The 15666-nt window shown below is 52.5% G+C and carries 14 protein-coding genes and 1 tRNA gene; 10 read left to right on the top strand and 5 right to left on the bottom strand.

What is annotated here, in order from left to right; all coding sequences use genetic code 11:
• Window positions 1-49 precede the first annotated feature (49 nt).
• The 8 genes from DPO_RS00465 (at window position 50) to serB (ending at window position 7716) form a co-directional block, all read left to right on the top strand.
• Window positions 50-979 carry a nitrilase-related carbon-nitrogen hydrolase gene (locus DPO_RS00465; protein ID WP_006963547.1) on the top strand — a complete coding sequence of 310 codons (930 nt, stop codon included), beginning with the start codon at window positions 50-52 and terminating at the stop codon, window positions 977-979.
• On the top strand, window positions 976-1539 hold the full coding sequence (locus DPO_RS00460) for a response regulator (RefSeq protein WP_006963546.1): 564 nt from the start codon (window positions 976-978) through the stop codon (window positions 1537-1539). Before DPO_RS00465 ends, DPO_RS00460 begins: the two co-directional genes overlap by 4 nt.
• A gap of 122 nt (window positions 1540-1661) precedes the next feature.
• Window positions 1662-2426 carry an ATP-binding protein gene (locus DPO_RS00455; protein ID WP_006963545.1) on the top strand — a complete coding sequence of 255 codons (765 nt, stop codon included), beginning with the start codon at window positions 1662-1664 and terminating at the stop codon, window positions 2424-2426.
• 4 nt (window positions 2427-2430) lie between these two features.
• Window positions 2431-3210 (top strand): class I SAM-dependent methyltransferase, encoded by a 780-nt coding sequence (locus tag DPO_RS00450; RefSeq protein WP_006963544.1) that lies wholly within the window; start codon window positions 2431-2433, stop codon window positions 3208-3210.
• A gap of 1 nt (window position 3211) precedes the next feature.
• Window positions 3212-4222: an AmmeMemoRadiSam system radical SAM enzyme gene (amrS, locus tag DPO_RS00445; RefSeq protein WP_006963543.1), complete on the top strand. Its 1011-nt coding sequence runs from the start codon at window positions 3212-3214 to the stop codon at window positions 4220-4222.
• Window positions 4223-4235: 13 nt separating this feature from the next.
• A complete protein-coding gene (locus DPO_RS00440) occupies window positions 4236-5093 on the top strand; it encodes a UbiA-like polyprenyltransferase (protein WP_040011374.1) in 858 nt (285 codons plus the stop codon).
• A 77-nt stretch (window positions 5094-5170) separates the two neighbouring features.
• On the top strand, window positions 5171-6466 hold the full coding sequence (locus DPO_RS00435; protein ID WP_006963541.1) for a CCA tRNA nucleotidyltransferase: 1296 nt from the start codon (window positions 5171-5173) through the stop codon (window positions 6464-6466).
• A 14-nt stretch (window positions 6467-6480) separates the two neighbouring features.
• Complete coding sequence (gene serB, locus DPO_RS00430; protein WP_006963540.1) at window positions 6481-7716, top strand: phosphoserine phosphatase SerB; 1236 nt, start codon at window positions 6481-6483, stop codon at window positions 7714-7716.
• Between the two features lie 57 nt (window positions 7717-7773).
• On the opposite strand, the gene DPO_RS00425 is transcribed toward serB, so the two are convergent.
• The 3 genes from DPO_RS00425 to thrS form a co-directional block, all read right to left on the bottom strand.
• Window positions 7774-7850 (bottom strand) — tRNA-Met (locus DPO_RS00425).
• A gap of 93 nt (window positions 7851-7943) precedes the next feature.
• Window positions 7944-9158, bottom strand: a complete 1215-nt coding sequence (gene alr / locus DPO_RS00420; RefSeq protein ID WP_006963539.1) for an alanine racemase — start codon at window positions 9156-9158, stop codon at window positions 7944-7946.
• Entirely contained in the window at window positions 9142-11052 is a 1911-nt protein-coding gene (gene thrS / locus DPO_RS00415; RefSeq protein WP_006963538.1) for a threonine--tRNA ligase, read from the bottom strand. The genes alr and thrS overlap by 17 nt, the downstream gene beginning before the upstream one ends.
• A gap of 83 nt (window positions 11053-11135) precedes the next feature.
• Between thrS and DPO_RS00410 the strand changes: the two genes are divergently transcribed.
• The gene (locus tag DPO_RS00410; protein WP_006963537.1) at window positions 11136-12257 is read left to right on the top strand and encodes a ribonuclease D; all 1122 of its coding nucleotides are present in this window, start codon (window positions 11136-11138) and stop codon (window positions 12255-12257) included.
• Window positions 12258-12348: 91 nt separating this feature from the next.
• A complete protein-coding gene (gene dapF, locus DPO_RS00405) occupies window positions 12349-13242 on the top strand; it encodes a diaminopimelate epimerase (RefSeq protein WP_006963534.1) in 894 nt (297 codons plus the stop codon).
• 12 nt (window positions 13243-13254) lie between these two features.
• Here the strand turns inward: dapF and DPO_RS00400 are convergent, their stop codons facing one another.
• Window positions 13255-14949, bottom strand: coding sequence for a DUF3373 family protein (locus DPO_RS00400; RefSeq protein WP_006963533.1), 1695 nt, complete (start codon window positions 14947-14949; stop codon window positions 13255-13257).
• Between the two features lie 27 nt (window positions 14950-14976).
• Window positions 14977-15321: a hypothetical protein gene (locus DPO_RS00395; RefSeq protein WP_006963532.1), complete on the bottom strand. Its 345-nt coding sequence runs from the start codon at window positions 15319-15321 to the stop codon at window positions 14977-14979.
• Window positions 15322-15666: the final 345 nt, after the last annotated feature.

The following is a 15666-nucleotide window of genomic DNA, read 5'->3' as shown; positions in this document are numbered from 1 at the left end:
CGGATTTTCCGGACCTGATTGTTTCATGACTCGCCTGAAGGATGTGAAAATGAAGATCGCCATGTGTCAGACCCGCCCGGTGTTGATGGATGTGACCGCCAATGTCGAAAATACCATTGATCACATCAACATGTGCAAGGAAAAAGGGGCGGATCTCATTGTATTTCCGGAACTGGCCCTGACCGGATATTTTGTGGGCTTAGGGTATCATGAAGTGGCATTGACTATGGATTCCGCCCATATCCGCCGTATTGCCGCCGCCACCAAAGGCACGGCCGCCGTAGTGGGATTTATTGAAGAGTCCCGGTCCATGAATTTCTATAATGCCGCTTTGGTGGCAGTGGATGGGGAGATTCAGTTTGCCTATCGAAAACTGAATCTCCCCAATTACGGGGTGTTTGAAGAAAAAAAGTTTTTTTCCACCGGAAAGCATATCCGGATTTTCCGGCTTCAGGGCCTGAATATTGCGGTGTTTATCTGTAATGATCTGTGGCACCCGTCATTGCCGTATCTGGGCATTACCCAGAAAGCGGATGTGTTTTTGACCCTGTTTAATTCATCGGAAGGGTCCATGGCGGATGAGTTCAGCAATATCGAAAGCTGGGAGATCATTAATCGGTTTTATTCCCGAATTTTTGGTATTTACAATATCTGCGTCAACCGGGTGGGAGAAGAAGGCCCGGCAGCGGTCCGGTGTCTGTCGGCAAAAAACGGGGAAACCGATTTTCCGGATGCATTCCGGTTGCCTGAATTGAAAAAAAAATATCATTTCTGGGGCGGCAGTGAAATTATCAACCCGTATGGCCATGCTGTTTACAAAGCGGTCCAGAATGAAGAAGATATGGTGATGGGCGCCATCTCCAAAGATATGCTGCGCCGCAAAAAGATCCTGTTGCCTTATTTGAAAAATGATGACCCGTATTTCACGTTTCGTGAATTGGGCCGGATCCTTTATACACAAGGAGATTCCCGGAAATGACGAATACAAAACGATTGATACTGGCCGTGGATGACAATCCCAAAAACCTTCAGTTTCTGGGAAAATTGCTTTCCAGCAATGGATTTGAAGTGGCAATGGCCCAAAGCGGGCAGCAGGCGTTGAATTTCATGCTCAAAGAGGAACCCGACCTGATTCTGCTGGATATTATGATGCCGGAAATGGACGGGTACACGGTTTGTGAAAAAATCAAAGCCAATTTTTCCACCCGGCATATTCCGGTGATTTTTCTGACCGCCAAAACCGAAACCAGTGATGTGGTAAAGGGGTTTGACGTGGGCGGGGTGGATTATGTGACAAAACCGTTCAATGCCGAAGAGTTGCTGGCCCGGGTTAAAACTCATATTGAAGTCAATATTCTCAGGGGGCTTCTGCCCATCTGTTCCCAGTGCAAGAAAATAAGAGATGATCAGGGATTCTGGGAACAGGTGGAACGATATTTTGAAACCCATGCCCAGGTAACCTTTACCCACAGCCTCTGCCCCGATTGCATGGACAAACTTTACGGAGATGCCGACTGGTATCGGAAATCACGAAAATAATTAATTCCTGCCTCAGTTTTCCTGCCTTTGGTTGCTTTTTTCCCGGATTGCGTTATCTTATTTCCGTTATCATGTTATAATCAAATTTTTATGAAAGAACCATTTGAAATACAGGAGTGTTTATGAGTACTGTCATCGCTATGGCCGGTAAGGGAGGCGTTGGAAAAACCACGGTTTCCGCACTGATTTTAAGATATTTCACCCGGCATGTCCAGTCCCCGGTCCTGGCTATTGATGCCGATCCCAACAGCAACCTGGGGGAAACCTTAGGTATGACCATTGAAAAAACCGTGGGCGATATCCGGGAGGATTTCATGAGAGATCCCCAAGGGGTTCCCTCCGGGATGGACAAGATTCTGTACCTGGAAATGCTCATGAACCAGGTACTGATCGAAAACAAAAATTTCGATCTTCTGGTGATGGGCCGTCAGGAAGGCCAGGGGTGTTACTGCATGGTCAACAATATTTTGAATCGGTTTGCCGATGAGCTGGAAAACAATTACAAATACATGCTGGTGGACAATGAAGCCGGGATGGAACATTTGAGCCGGCGGACCTCCGGAAAGGTGGATATGCTGTTGATGGTCACGGATTACGCATTGCGCGGACTTCGGGCCGTGGGCCGGATCAACGGCCTGCTGGATGACCTGAAGCTGGATGTGCGCCAGAAAGGGTTGATCGTCAATCGGGCACCGGATAAACTGAGCCAGGCGTTTCTGGATGAAGTGGAACAGATCGGGGTGCCATTGCTGTGCACCATCCCCCAGGATGACAATCTGCTGGAATTTGATATGGAAAGACGTTCCATGCTGGAACTGCCTGATGATTCTCCGGCAGTGCTGGCGGTGAACGATCTCATGGAAAAGGCCATCAAAGTCAAGGCGTGATCTTATGGGATATGTGTTTGATTTCAAAGAGGCAACCCATTATGATGCCTGGTTTTCTCAACCGGGCAACCGGCATTGCTTTGATCTTGAAATCAAACTGCTTCTGGATCTCATGGCTCTGAGATCCGGTCAGCGGGTTCTGGATATCGGGTGCGGCACAGGCATGAGTCTTGTGCCGCTGCTGAACCGTGGATTGAGCCTGACCGGTGTGGACCCGTCCACATACATGCTGGATATCGCCCATGAGCGGCTGGGAAACAGCGTGGATCTGCACCGGTGTTCGGCTGAGGATCTGCCTTTTGAAGACAATGCCTTTGACACGGCTTTTTTTTTCACCAGCCTGGAATTTGCGGACCGTCCGGCCAAAGCGGTTGAAGAAGCGTGCCGGGTGGCCCGGGAACGGGTGGTGATCGGCGTTTTGAACCGCCATGCCCCCGTGAATTTCTGCCGCCGGTGCAAGGGATTTGTTTTTCCCAGTATCTATTCCCATACCCGGTTTTTCAGTATCTGGGAACTCAAACGGATGCTGTTCAGTATTCTGGGGGATGTACCGGTTTACTGGCGGACCACGGGCCAGTTTCCGTTTATCCGGGGGCGGATCATATCTGCGGTTGAAAATAATTCATGGGTTCAGAGATCCATTTTCGGTACATTCATCGGCATGCGCATCAAGCCGGTGCCCAAGTTCAGGGTTCGCCCGTTGCCGTTGAAAATCAAGAAACATAAAATACAGAACCGTGCCACCGGGCTGGCCACCTCCTCCCGGGCACGGTTCAGAGATTGAAATGGAAGCGTATCTGTACGATAAATTGAAAAACAGCCGGGTCCGGTGCCGGACGTGCTGTCATTTCTGTGTGCTGGAACCGGGCCATCGCGGGCTGTGCGGCGTCAGAGAAAATCAGGACGGCCGGCTTATGGTTTTGAATTATGACAAAATCATCGCCCACAGCGTGGATCCCATTGAAAAAAAACCCATTTTCCACCTCAAGCCCGGGTCCCGGTCCTATTCCATCGCCACCATGGGGTGTAATTTCACGTGCCGGTTCTGCCAGAATGCCGATATCGCCCAGATATCCAGTGAGCCGGGAACCCGGATCATGGGCAGACCCATGGCGCCGGAACAGATCGTGGACAACGCCCTGGCTGCCGGGTGCCAAAGCATTGCCTACACATATACCGAACCTTCGGTTTTTTTTGAACTGGCGTTGGATACGGCCCGTCTGGCCAAAGACAAGGGCCTGTTCAATATATTTGTCACCAACGGCTACATGAGCCCGGATCTGATCCGTCAGGTGGCCCCGTATCTGGATGCCGCCAATGTGGATTTGAAAGCCTTTGACGATGGGTTTTACCAGACTTTTTGCAATACCCGGCTGACACCGGTGAAGGAAAACCTGAAGCGCCTGAAGCGGGCCGGGGTGTGGGTGGAGGTTACCACACTGGTGATTCCGGGACTCAATGACGATCCGGAGGAACTGACTGCTTTGGCCGGGTTCATTGCGGATGATCTGGGGCCGGACACCCCCTGGCATGTGTCCCGGTTTCATCCCACCCACCGGATGACGGACCGGGGTCCTACCCCGGCGGACACGGTGGAAAAAGCCTGGGATATCGGCAAAAAAGCCGGCCTTTACTATGTGTATGTGGGCAATCTGCCCGGCTCATCCCATCAGCACACCCAATGCCCCCATTGTGATGCAACCGTGGTGGAACGACGGGGGTATGACATCGTGAATCATATCAAAGAAAACGGTATCTGTCCCGGATGCGGCGCGTTGATATCAGGTATTTATTGAAAGATCGAAAAGCATGTTGAAACAAAAAATTCTGGATTACGGGAAAATGATCAAATTTTCCCATACCGTGTTTGCCCTGCCGTTTGCTTTGTCTGCCGTGGTTCTGGCCTGGCAGACCCATGTGCCTTCCTTATGGGAGTTGTTTCTGATTCTGGTGGCCATGGTGGGGGCCCGGTCTGCGGCCATGGGATTCAACCGGATCGTGGATGCGGATATTGACAAAAAAAATCCCCGGACCGCTGTCAGAGAAATTCCCAGCGGGGTGTTGACCCGGTCCCAGGCCCTGATCTTTGTGGGGATGTCATCGCTGCTGTTTGTGGGGGCTGCGGCTTTGTTGTCGCCTTTGTGTTTCGGGCTGTCGTTTCCGTTGCTGGGACTGCTGTTTTTCTATTCCTTTACCAAGCGGTTCACTGCCTTATGTCATCTGGTGCTGGGATTTGTCATCTCCCTGGCGCCGGTGGGGGCCTGGGTGGCGCTCACCGGAACGCTCAACTGGGGCATTGTCATGCTGGCGGCGGCACTCTGGTTTTATATTGCCGGATTCGATATCCTGTATGCCTGCCAGGACATCGATTTTGACCGAAAACAGGGGTTGTTTTCTCTGCCGGTTCTGGTGGGGCCGGTTCGGGCCATGCAGATTTCCACCCTGTTTCATGTTCTGTTTCTGGTATTTTTGCTGGGACTGTTTCCGGCATTTGACATGCACGCGGTTTTTCTGGTTTTCTGGGCAATGATCGCTGTCTTGATCGTGCTGGAGCACCGTCTGGTCAAACCGGATGATCTGTCCCGCATCGATATGGCTTTTTTTCATGTCAATTCAGCGGTTTCCGTGATCTTGTTTGCCGGGATTTTCATTGAAACCTTTTTTTAAAGAGGGTGTATGACCCATCTTAAAACCATTGTTGTGCCCATGGATCAGACATTGTCTCCCCGGTGGAAGGAATGACAATGTCTGGGATGCCGGAACCGGTCCTGGAGATCCTGGGCCTGCTGCAACAAAACGGAATACCCGCCTTTGTGGTGGGCGGCGCAGTGCGGGACATGTGTCTGGGCCGGCAACCCAAGGATGTGGATATTTGTGCCGATGCGTCCGTTGATACCCTCAAGGCAGTGTTTGCCCATCACCCGGTCCGTGTTGTCGGCAACACGTTTCCGGTATGTCTGGTCCATGACATCGAGGTGGCACCCTCCCGGGCCGCATCCCATCAATTTCCTGAAGATGATCTGGCCATGCGGGATTTCACCGTCAATGCCATGGCATATGATCCCCTGGAGAACCGCCTTGTGGATCCCTTCAACGGCCGGTCGGATCTGGAAAACCGCATCATTCGATTTACAGGAGACCCCGCCGCCCGGATACTGGAAGACCCGGTACGCATGATCCGGGGATGCCGGTTTAAGGTATTGTTGTCTGCAAAACTGTCAGATGCGGCTCAGAAAGCGATTTATGACCATGCCGGTTCCCTGACCCCGGATATCCCCGGGGAGCGGATCCGAAATGAATTGATCAAGGCCATGGCCCTGCCCACACCGTCTGATTTTTTTCACTGCCTGCATGGCACGGGCCTGCTGGCCGGAATACTGCCCAGCCTGGACCGGTGCCATGGGCTGGATGGCGGTCCGTTTCACGGAGAAACCGTTTTTGAACATTGTCTGCTGGTGGGAGATGCCCTGCCTCCCGGGCAGCCCCTGCTGAGACTGGCCGGATTTCTGCATGATGTGGGCAAGGCAGATGCCCAGGGGATTAAAGACGGCCGGATCACATTTCACAGCCATGAAACCCGCGTGGATGCTTTGACAGCCGATCTGGACCGGCTGCGGTTTTCTGTTCGGGAAAAAGCCTATATCCTGGCCCTGGTCCAATGCCATATGCGGCCGCTGGCTTCCAAAACCCGTCCCAAATCTGTGCGCCGCCTTCTGGCCATGCTGGCACAGAACCATTTGAGTTTTCAGGATTTCATGCGAATGCGCATTGCGGACAAAAAAGGAAACCTGGCCAAATCTCCCTATACACTGGCGGATATCCGGGACCGGGTTGAAAAAGTGCGGCATGAAATGGCCCGGCAGACCGCATTCTATCCCGATGATCTAAAGATTTCCGGGCAGGACATCATGCAGGTTAAACAAATACCGCCCGGACCGGCAGTGGGCCGCATCAAACACCGGATGTTTGAAAAAGTGCTGGAAGATCCGGCGCTTAATACCCGGGAACACCTGCTTTCGATGCTGCAGGACATGGACTGAAAGGACAGGATGTTATGGACGATATCGTACTGATCAACATCACCGGTAAGGATCGGCCCGGGCTAAGTGCCTGTTTTACCCAGATTCTGGCCCGGTATGATGTCCGGGTCCTGGATATCGGCCAGTCGGTCATCCATGAGTATCTTTCCCTGGGAATTCTGGCGGCTATTCCCTGCAAAAAAGATTTTTCCGCTGTCTTCAAAGACATGCTGTTTGAAGGGTATAAATCGGGTTTGACAGTGGATATCAAACCCGTGGATCCGGAAAGTTATGAACACTGGGTCCATGCCCAGGGCAAGGAACGCCGGATCATCACCATTTTAGGACAGGCCATCACGGCCCGGCAGATCGCGGCCGTGGCATCGGTCTGTGCCGACCAGGGCCTGAACATCGATTTTATCACCCGGCTGACCGGGCGGATTTCGCTTCAGCATCCCCAGTCCCGGCCCCGGGCCAGTATCCAGTTTTCCGTGTCCGGGACCCCGAAACAGATCGGCGCCATGCGGGGCCGGTTCATGGAAATCTCCCGGGAAACGGGTGTGGATATTTCGTTTCATGTGGACAATATCTACCAGAAAAACCGGAAACTCGTGGTGTTTGACATGGATTCCACCCTGATTCAGTCCGAAGTGATCGTGGAACTGGCAAAAATGGCCGGAGCCGGTCCCCGGGCGGAACAGATCACCCGGGCCGCCATGCAGGGGGAAATGGATTTCAAGGAAAGTTTCCGTCAGCGGGTGGCATTGCTCAAAGGATTGACACAGTCGGACCTGGACCGGATTCTTCAAACCCTGCCTTTAACCGAAGGGGCACAACTGGTCACGGCCACCCTCAAGCGCCTGGGCTATAAACTGGGCATTCTGTCCGGGGGATTCACCTTTGTGGGGGACTATCTCAAGGAAACACTGGGATTTGATTATGTTTATGCTAATGAACTGGACATGGAAAACGGAGTGGTGACGGGCCGGGTCAGGGGCGATATTGTGGATGGTGAGAAAAAAGCCGCCCTGCTGCGGGAAATCGCCCGGAAAGAAAATCTGTCCATCGAACAGACCATTGCCGTGGGAGACGGGGCCAATGATCTGCCCATGATCTCCATTGCCGGCTTAGGCGTGGCATTCAACGCCAAACCGGTGGTGCGCAAAAAAGCGGCCAGTGCCATTTCCACCACCGGCCTGGACGGGTTGCTGTATCTCATGGGGATCCATGAACGGGAGATCCGGGAGTCCAATTCCGGTTCTGGCCGCTGAATGTCAGACCCGGAAACAAAAAACCCCTCCTTAAAAAAGGAGGGGCATTGTATTATCTGGTAGCGACGCAGGGACTTGAACCCCGGACTCTGCGGATATGAGCCGCATGCTCTGACCAACTGAGCTACGTCGCCAAAAAACCCAGCAAATATATCACAAAAAATTATTTTTTGTCAATCATTTTTTGATATTTCATATCAGTTCAAGGTCAACCCTGAGGAATCATTCTAAGGTTTCTGGCGGTAACAGACAGGCAGACGACCGGTCATACCGGCGGTGATTTCATAATTGATGGTATTGGAGAGATCCGCCAGTTCATCCGCTGATATGGTGCTGTTCCCCTGGGTTCCCATCACCACCACCTCATCTTTGGGACTGACATTTGGGATATGACCCACATCAATCATGGTGAAATCCATGCATACCCGGCCCGTGACCTTTGCCCGGTGTCCTTTCACCAGCATATGGGCGGTATCGGACAGACGCCGGGGGTAGCCGTCGGCATATCCCACCGGAACCGTGGCAATGACGGTGGGCCGGTCCGTGACATGGGTGCTGCCGTAAGATACGGCAAACCCTTTGGGCACCGGTTTGATCTGGGCGATTTTGGAAATAATGGACATGGCCGGGGTGAGGGTTGAGCCGTCCACGCCCGGGCCGGGGCACAGCCCGTACAGGGCGATACCGGGCCGGACCAGGGTGAAATGGCTTTGGGGCAAAGTCAGGGTGGCAGCACTGTTGGCTGCATGAATAATTTTCGGCAGCCGGTTTTCAGCATCCAGGCGGTCCAGCAGTTCTGTGAAAAGGGCCAGCTGCTGTTTGGCATGGGTTTTGTCCACGGCATCGGCATTGGCAAAATGGGTGTAGATGCCTTCCACCTTCAGGTGATCCATCTGCATCATGGACCGCATATCCGCCAGGGTCTGGTCCATGTTCAGGCCGGGGCACAGGCCCAGCCGGCCCATGCCGGTGTCGATTTTGATGTGGGCTGTGACAAAAGTGCGGGCGGCCCCGGCAGCGGCATTGACGGCCCTGGCTGCATTCGGACCGGTCAGGGAGATACGGATGCCGTGCCCGGTGGCAGCCACGGCCCGGTCCGGCAACGTGTCGCCAAAGACCAGCACCGGGGCGTCAATCCCGGCATTCTTTAGCTGGACCGCTTCAGCCATGCGGGCCACGCCCAGCCATTTTGCCCCATGGGACAGAGCGGTCCGAGCCACATGAACGGCCCCGTGTCCATAGGCATTGGCCTTGACCACGGCCATCAGGGATGTCTGCGGGGTGCAGGCCTGTTTCAGTAGCCGGGTGTTTGCAGCAATGGCATCCAGATCCACTTCGATGCGGGTGGCGGGCACCCGGGAGAACAGGGTGCGGTTCAACGGCCGGATCCCAGAAGCCATGGCACGGGTCCGGCCGGGATCATGGCTATAAAACAATGTCATCCAGGATCCGTTTTTTGATGTGCTTTTGCACCGGGGTGACAAACTCAGCCGGAGACAGTCCCAGCTTCACTTTGCCGTCCAGGGTCCGGACCGACAAGGTCCCGGTTTTCTTTTCCTTTTCCCCGATGGTGAGAATCAAGGGCACGTAATTGATCTGGGCTTCCCGGATTTTCTTTTTCAATGTTTCGTTGCGATGATCCACCTCGCACCGGATTCCGGCGGCCTCCAGGTCTGTTTTTACCTGGTCGGCATGATCGGCCAGGTCCTGGGTGATGGGCAGGATCACGGCCTGGACCGGGGCCAGCCACAAGGGAAATCTGCCGGCAAAATGTTCTACCAGAATGCCGAAGAACCGCTCCATGGAGCCGTAGATCACCCGGTGGATCATGATGGGCCGGTGTTTGTCGTTGTCCTGGCCCTTGTAAGTGAGATCGAATCGTTCCGGCAACGCCATATCCAGCTGCACGGTGCCGCACTGCCAGGTACGTCCCAATGCGTCTTTGATGTGGATATCGATCTTGGGGCCGTAAAATGCGCCGTCCCCTTCATTGATGAAATATTCCTGGCCGTAGTGTTTCAACGCTTTTTCCAGGCCGGAAGTGGCTTGTTCCCACTGGGCGTCCGTACCGATGGATTTTTCCGGCCGGGTGGACAGTTCCAGGTGAAAGGTCAGGCCGAATTTGTTGTAGATCTGTTCCGCCAGGCGCAGGACGCCCAGCACCTCGGCTTCGATCTGGTCCGGTGTCATGAAGATATGGGCGTCATCCTGGTGGAATGACCGGACCCTGAACAGCCCGGACAGGGCCCCGGACAACTCGTGACGATGCACCAGGCCCACTTCTCCGGCCCGCAGGGGCAGGTCCCGGTAGGAATAGGACCGGGTTTTGTACAAAAGCATGCCCCCGGGGCAGTTCATGGGTTTGATGGCGTATTCTTCGTCATCGATCACACATGTGTACATGTTTTCCCGGTAGTTGTCCCAGTGCCCGCTTTTTTCCCACAGTTTGCGGTTGAGCAGGACCGGGGTCTTGGTTTCCACGTACCCGGCGGCCCGGTGGGCTTCCCGCCAGTAATCCAGCAGGGCGTTCCACATGTCCATGCCTTTGGCATGAAAAAAGGCCATGCCCGGGGCTTCATCGTGAAACGAGAACAGATCCAGCCGGGTGCCCACTTTGCGGTGATCCCGTTTTTTGGCTTCTTCAATGAGGTGCAAATACTGGTTGAGCTTTTTTTTGTCAAAAAACGCAGTACCGTACAGGCGCTGGAGCTGCTCTCTGGACTGGTCCGCCCGCCAGTAGGCCCCGGAGATTTTCATGAGCTTGATGCCCTTGATCATCCCGGTATGGGGAATGTGGGGTCCCCGGCACAAGTCAATAAACTGACCGTTTTTATAAAGGGATATTTCCTGGTCGGAAAGTTCATGGATCAGTTCCAGCTTAAACGGATTGTCTTTAAAAATTTCCAGGGCCTGGTCTTTTGTCACCACCTGCCGTTCAAACGTGGCTTTGGCTTTGATGATTTTCTGGATCTCGGCTTCGATTTTTCCTAAGTCATCTTTAGAAATGGGCGGCATATCAATATCATAGTAAAAACCGTCTTCCACCACCGGGCCGATGGTGAGTTTTGCCTCCGGATACAGGTTCAGGACCGCTTCAGCCATGACATGGGCCGCAGAATGGCGCAGCACCTCCAGGGCGTTGTCATCGTTTACTGTGATAAATTCAATGGCGGTATCGGTTTCAATCGTCCGGCTCAGGTCCAGGAGCCGGCCATCGATTTTCATGGCCACGCAGTTTCTGGCAAATCCTTGGGAAATGCTTTGGGCCACATCCATGCCCGTGGGAAAATTGTCAAACTGCTTTATACTCTTATCTGGAAATGTTATGGTAATCATCTTGATTTTCCATTGTTTTTAAAAGGTTTTAGATATAAAAATAAGGATTTTAAATAAAGTACTCCCAACAATCAAGGGAAAAGATGCTGCAATTTACCTTTATCGAGTCTGACGCGGCCCTGGCGGATGCCTGTGCCCAAATGTCTAAATATCCCATTATCGGGGTGGATCTGGAAGCGGATTCCATGCATTCCTTTAAGGAAAAGATCTGTCTGATCCAGATCGCAACAAACGACGAGGCGTTTCTGGTGGATCCGTTTACCATTGACAATTTTTCCCCTTTTGTGGATGTTCTGGAAAATCCGGATATCATCAAGGTGTTTCACGGTGCGGATTTTGATGTCCGAAGCCTGGACCGGGAAATGGGCGCCCGGATAAACAACCTGTTTGACACGGAAATCGCATGCCGGTTTCTCAATGTCCGGGAGCGGGGCCTGGCCGCTTTGCTCAAAGATCATTTTGATGTGCATGTGGACAAAAAGTTTCAGAAGCAGGACTGGTCGAAACGCCCGTTGAAATCAGACATGGTGGCTTATTCCGTGGGGGATGTGGCCTATCTGATCGCCCTGCACGGCATACTGGTGAAGCGCCTGGCAGCCATTGGCCGCCTGCACTGGGCCGCAGAAGAGTTTGAGGCCCAGGCCAGGGTGCGGTATGAGAATAACCATGCCCCGCCTTTTTTTAGAAAAATCAAAGGGGCGGGCAAACTGGACAACCGCAGCCTGGCGGTTCTGGAAAATTTGTTGACCCTGCGCATGGATCTGGCGGAAAAAAAAGATGTGCCTTTGTTCAAGATCATGTCCAACCAGTCGCTGCTGGCCATGGCCACGGGACGACCCAGATCCCTGGATGAGATAAAGGAAAATAAAATGCTCAGTCCGCGCCAGGTGCAGATGTTCGGGCATTTGTGCCGGCAGGCCATAGACAGGGGCATGGCCTTGCCCCACAAAGACCTGCCTGCGTATCCCAAAACGGTGATGCCCCGGAAAACCCCGGAAGTGATGGCACGCATCACGGCATTGAAAAAAATGCGGGAAAAGAAAAGTGAGTCTCTGGGCATGGAACCGGGGTTTCTGATCAACAATGCCACCATAACGGCCCTGGCCCAGGAAAAACCCGTTACCCATGCGGATCTGGATGCCATGGGCGTACTGCGCAACTGGCAGAAAGAGGCCCTGGGGGATACAATTCTAAAGACGCTGTAAATGGGGTCACGGGGTCAGGCCTGCGTTATTGTAGTTATTGGGATCAATAACTACAATAACGCAGGCCTGACCCCTCCCATCGGGAGGGGAGATGACACAGATTTTGTTTTCAAAAATGCAAGGGATCGGCAATGATTTCGTTGTCATGGATGACCGGGACGGGTCCATTGAAGCCGCCATGCCGTATCCGCAACTGGCGGAAAAACTGTGCGACCGGCATTTCGGCATCGGAGCGGACGGCATCATTCTTGTGAAGGATTCGGAGGATGAGGATCATGATATCCGGTTTGTGATCTATAACTCGGACGGCTCCCGGGCGGATATGTGCGGCAACGGCATGCGATGTTTTGCCAAATACCTGTATGAGAAAAACATCATTGATAAAAAACAGATCCGGGTGCAGACCGATGCCGGCACGGTCGTCCCGGAGGTGGTGGCGGATGCATCCGGCCGGGTGACCTCGGTGAAGGTGGATATGGGGCCGCCGGTCATGTCCTGCCGCCAGGTGCCGTTTGTCTGTGACAAAGATACCGCCGTTGAAGCGTCTGTTGACATGGCGGATGGTTCCACGGTCACCGTGACTGCCGTGGGTATGGGCAATCCCCATGCCGTGGTGTTTGTAAAAGATCTGTCTGAAGTGGATGTGGCGGCTCAGGGCCGGGCCCTTGAAATCCATCCCCGGTTTCCCGCCAAAACCAATGTGGAGTTTATCCAGGTGATGGATGACCAGACATTGAAAATGAAGGTATGGGAACGGGGTGCCGGCATGACCCTGGCCTGCGGCACCGGTGCCTGTGCGGCTTTGACTGCGGCCCATATCACCGGCCGGACCGGCAACTATGCCACCGTGGTGCTCGATGGTGGAGACCTGGCCATCTTCTGGGACAAGTCAACCAATCATTTGATCAAGACCGGCCCGGCCCGGCTGGTGTTTGAAGGCGTTATCCGTGTCAGCGCCGGGAACGGAGCTGACACGGAATTTTGATCGCCTTTAAATTTAAAATCTGACAGTGGCGGAGATGTAACCGTCCCATACTTTATCAGCGACAGGAAATAATGCGTTCAGGGCGTTTAGTTCTGATATTTTTTCCGGTGCCCCCAGCGGATTGCCACTGCCCGTATATTTATAGTCATAATATCTGGCACCCAGTTTGACGAAAAAGTTTTGTCCGAAAATCGGCTGAATGTAATACCCCTCATACACACTGCCCCGGGTGGCCAGTTTGCTTCCAACCAGCGAGTCTTCAGCACCGGTGAAGTTAAACCAGTATTTGGATCCCCAGTTGTACTCCAGGCCCAGTCGGCCGTTAAACGGCATGGGAAAAATGGCACCCGCATAAAGACTGTAGCCGTCATGGTCTTCCAGGTTTCCATTGGAGTTGAGCAGCCCCTGTCCCATGATTTCATAAAACGGATTGGCAGAGACCTGTGATGGAGACGTGTGACTCCAGGAAAGGGCCAGAAACAGGTCGATATCTTTTTCAAACATTTCGTATAAGTTTTTTCTCAACAGCAGTGATGCCGCGTCCCAGTCCCCAATATCCGTGCTGGGCTGCATACGGCTGATGTATCCGCCGGTGTTTTGTTCAAACGCATACAACCCGGTTGTTGGATCCTTGGCAACGGTAAACGGCATGACCGTCAGACCGGTGAATCCGTCAGTGATGTCCCAGGCATGGGCGTAATTGAGCACTGCGCTGGTGGAATCATCGTCAAACAAAGTGGCGATAAAACCGAACATATGGACGTCGTCAACATCCGGCTGACTGGCTTCCAGGGAATAGGAATTGCCCCAGTCTCCTTCAAACCCGACGCCGTAACAGAACTTCAGTGCCGCACCATAGATGCCGGTGACATTTTCAAGGCCGAAATTCAGTGATGCCCCGTCAAACTGCCAGTTGATGATGGTGCCCAGAGGTGATCCGGCTTCCAGGCTGTAGTTGGCGTATTCCAAAGGGGGGCCGTAGGTGGATGGCCGCCGTCCCAGTGAGAAACTGACCGGGATGTTGTCCCAGTAATTGTTATAAACAAAATAAGCCCGTTCCAGGCGCAGGGTATCCCCGTGAGGCAGGGAGGATGTATTCCCGTCCATGGTGATATCGCCAAGACTGCCCTGGTTGAACTTTACTCCGGAGGAATCGCCAAACACTTTATAAGCCGCCATTCTGCCGGAAAAACTCAACTGATCGTTCACTTTGGCATGCATGTTTACATGAAACTTGTTGGTGAATATCACATCATTGTCCGCATCAAATTCATCAGTGGGGGGGATCATGCCTGCCATGGCCATATTCTGGATGCGCTGCTGGATCTGCGGTAAACTGGCATTGTTGAATCCCCCGGATGCATACGGTGTGAAAAACCCATTCACCAGGGCAGCCGGTGCTGCCTGCATATCTGAATAATGAAGGGTATCGGCCCGGGATCGCAGCTCGATGCCAAGGGACAGCTTATCGGTGGCGGTATGAAGTTCCGCCTTGTCCATTCGGTCGTTGAGATATTCTACTTCTTCAATCTCTTCAGCGTTCTTTTTTTCTATCTCAAGAATTTTTTCCTGAAGTTTTTGAATGTTTTGATTCATGGTTTCCAGCTGTTCTTTGAGCATCTTCACTTCATCAGACGCATGAACACCGGGGACGGAAAATCCCGCCATAAACGCAAGTACAAATAAAACCGCGACACCTTTTTTCATGATATTTCTCCTGTTCCCTGCCGAAGTTTATTTGCATTTCGCCGGTGTGGGGGAATCGGCCGCATGTTTGTACAGGTAGGCATATATGTCTGCAATATCCTCATCAGACAGTTGGGACCACTCTTGTTTGCACAGAAACTCCTCATAGTCCTTTTTTTCAAACAGGCGTTTCCACTGGGCCATGGTTTTGCTGTCGGGACTTAAGAGAGGAACGGATGAGTTTACTTCACCCCGCTGGGCACAGGCCTTGTAAACCTTCTTGTAAGTATATTTGCCTTTTCTGTCATTCCCGTCCGGTTCACTTGCCATACTGATGCCTGCTGTTGAGACGATCAAGAGTATTGACAGCATGAAAAAAATTGATTTGCGCATTGGTTCTCTCCTTTTGATTAACGGTTGTTGGAATGTAAATACACGTCTGCCACGTCTGTATGAAAATGAAGATCACTGCAACCATCATGCCATGTTTCTTTTGCGAGAAATCTTCATCAAGAACATGGATAATTTCGCTGTTTCAGTATGTTAGAATGGCGTGTGTCCATAAATGGGACGGGGTGAGTGTCATGCATGTGTTAATTGTTTGTTAATAGAAAACATTAACAGGTTAGCACTGTTCAAATCAATCAGAATAATTTGAAAATTATGACCAAGTTTCTTTCCATGAATGCGGTTGTATAACCGGTTTTTATTCATTAATATAACATGGATTTCGCCTCC

Source organism: Desulfotignum phosphitoxidans DSM 13687, from assembly GCF_000350545.1.
Lineage (GTDB): Bacteria > Desulfobacterota > Desulfobacteria > Desulfobacterales > Desulfobacteraceae > Desulfotignum > Desulfotignum phosphitoxidans.
Note: the sequence above shows the minus strand (reverse complement) of the source record. Positions and strands in the feature narration are given on the sequence as shown.

Coding starts and splice junctions, on each gene's coding strand:
- DPO_RS00465 (WP_006963547.1), top strand. CDS start 50: ATGAAGATCGCCATGTGTCAGACCCGCCCGGTGTTGATGGATGTGACC.
- DPO_RS00460 (WP_006963546.1), top strand. CDS start 976: ATGACGAATACAAAACGATTGATACTGGCCGTGGATGACAATCCCAAA.
- DPO_RS00455 (WP_006963545.1), top strand. CDS start 1,662: ATGAGTACTGTCATCGCTATGGCCGGTAAGGGAGGCGTTGGAAAAACC.
- DPO_RS00450 (WP_006963544.1), top strand. CDS start 2,431: ATGGGATATGTGTTTGATTTCAAAGAGGCAACCCATTATGATGCCTGG.
- amrS (WP_006963543.1), top strand. CDS start 3,212: ATGGAAGCGTATCTGTACGATAAATTGAAAAACAGCCGGGTCCGGTGC.
- DPO_RS00440 (WP_040011374.1), top strand. CDS start 4,236: ATGTTGAAACAAAAAATTCTGGATTACGGGAAAATGATCAAATTTTCC.
- DPO_RS00435 (WP_006963541.1), top strand. CDS start 5,171: ATGTCTGGGATGCCGGAACCGGTCCTGGAGATCCTGGGCCTGCTGCAA.
- serB (WP_006963540.1), top strand. CDS start 6,481: ATGGACGATATCGTACTGATCAACATCACCGGTAAGGATCGGCCCGGG.
- alr (WP_006963539.1), bottom strand. CDS start 9,158: ATGACATTGTTTTATAGCCATGATCCCGGCCGGACCCGTGCCATGGCT.
- thrS (WP_006963538.1), bottom strand. CDS start 11,052: ATGATTACCATAACATTTCCAGATAAGAGTATAAAGCAGTTTGACAAT.
- DPO_RS00410 (WP_006963537.1), top strand. CDS start 11,136: ATGCTGCAATTTACCTTTATCGAGTCTGACGCGGCCCTGGCGGATGCC.
- dapF (WP_006963534.1), top strand. CDS start 12,349: ATGACACAGATTTTGTTTTCAAAAATGCAAGGGATCGGCAATGATTTC.
- DPO_RS00400 (WP_006963533.1), bottom strand. CDS start 14,949: ATGAAAAAAGGTGTCGCGGTTTTATTTGTACTTGCGTTTATGGCGGGA.
- DPO_RS00395 (WP_006963532.1), bottom strand. CDS start 15,321: ATGCGCAAATCAATTTTTTTCATGCTGTCAATACTCTTGATCGTCTCA.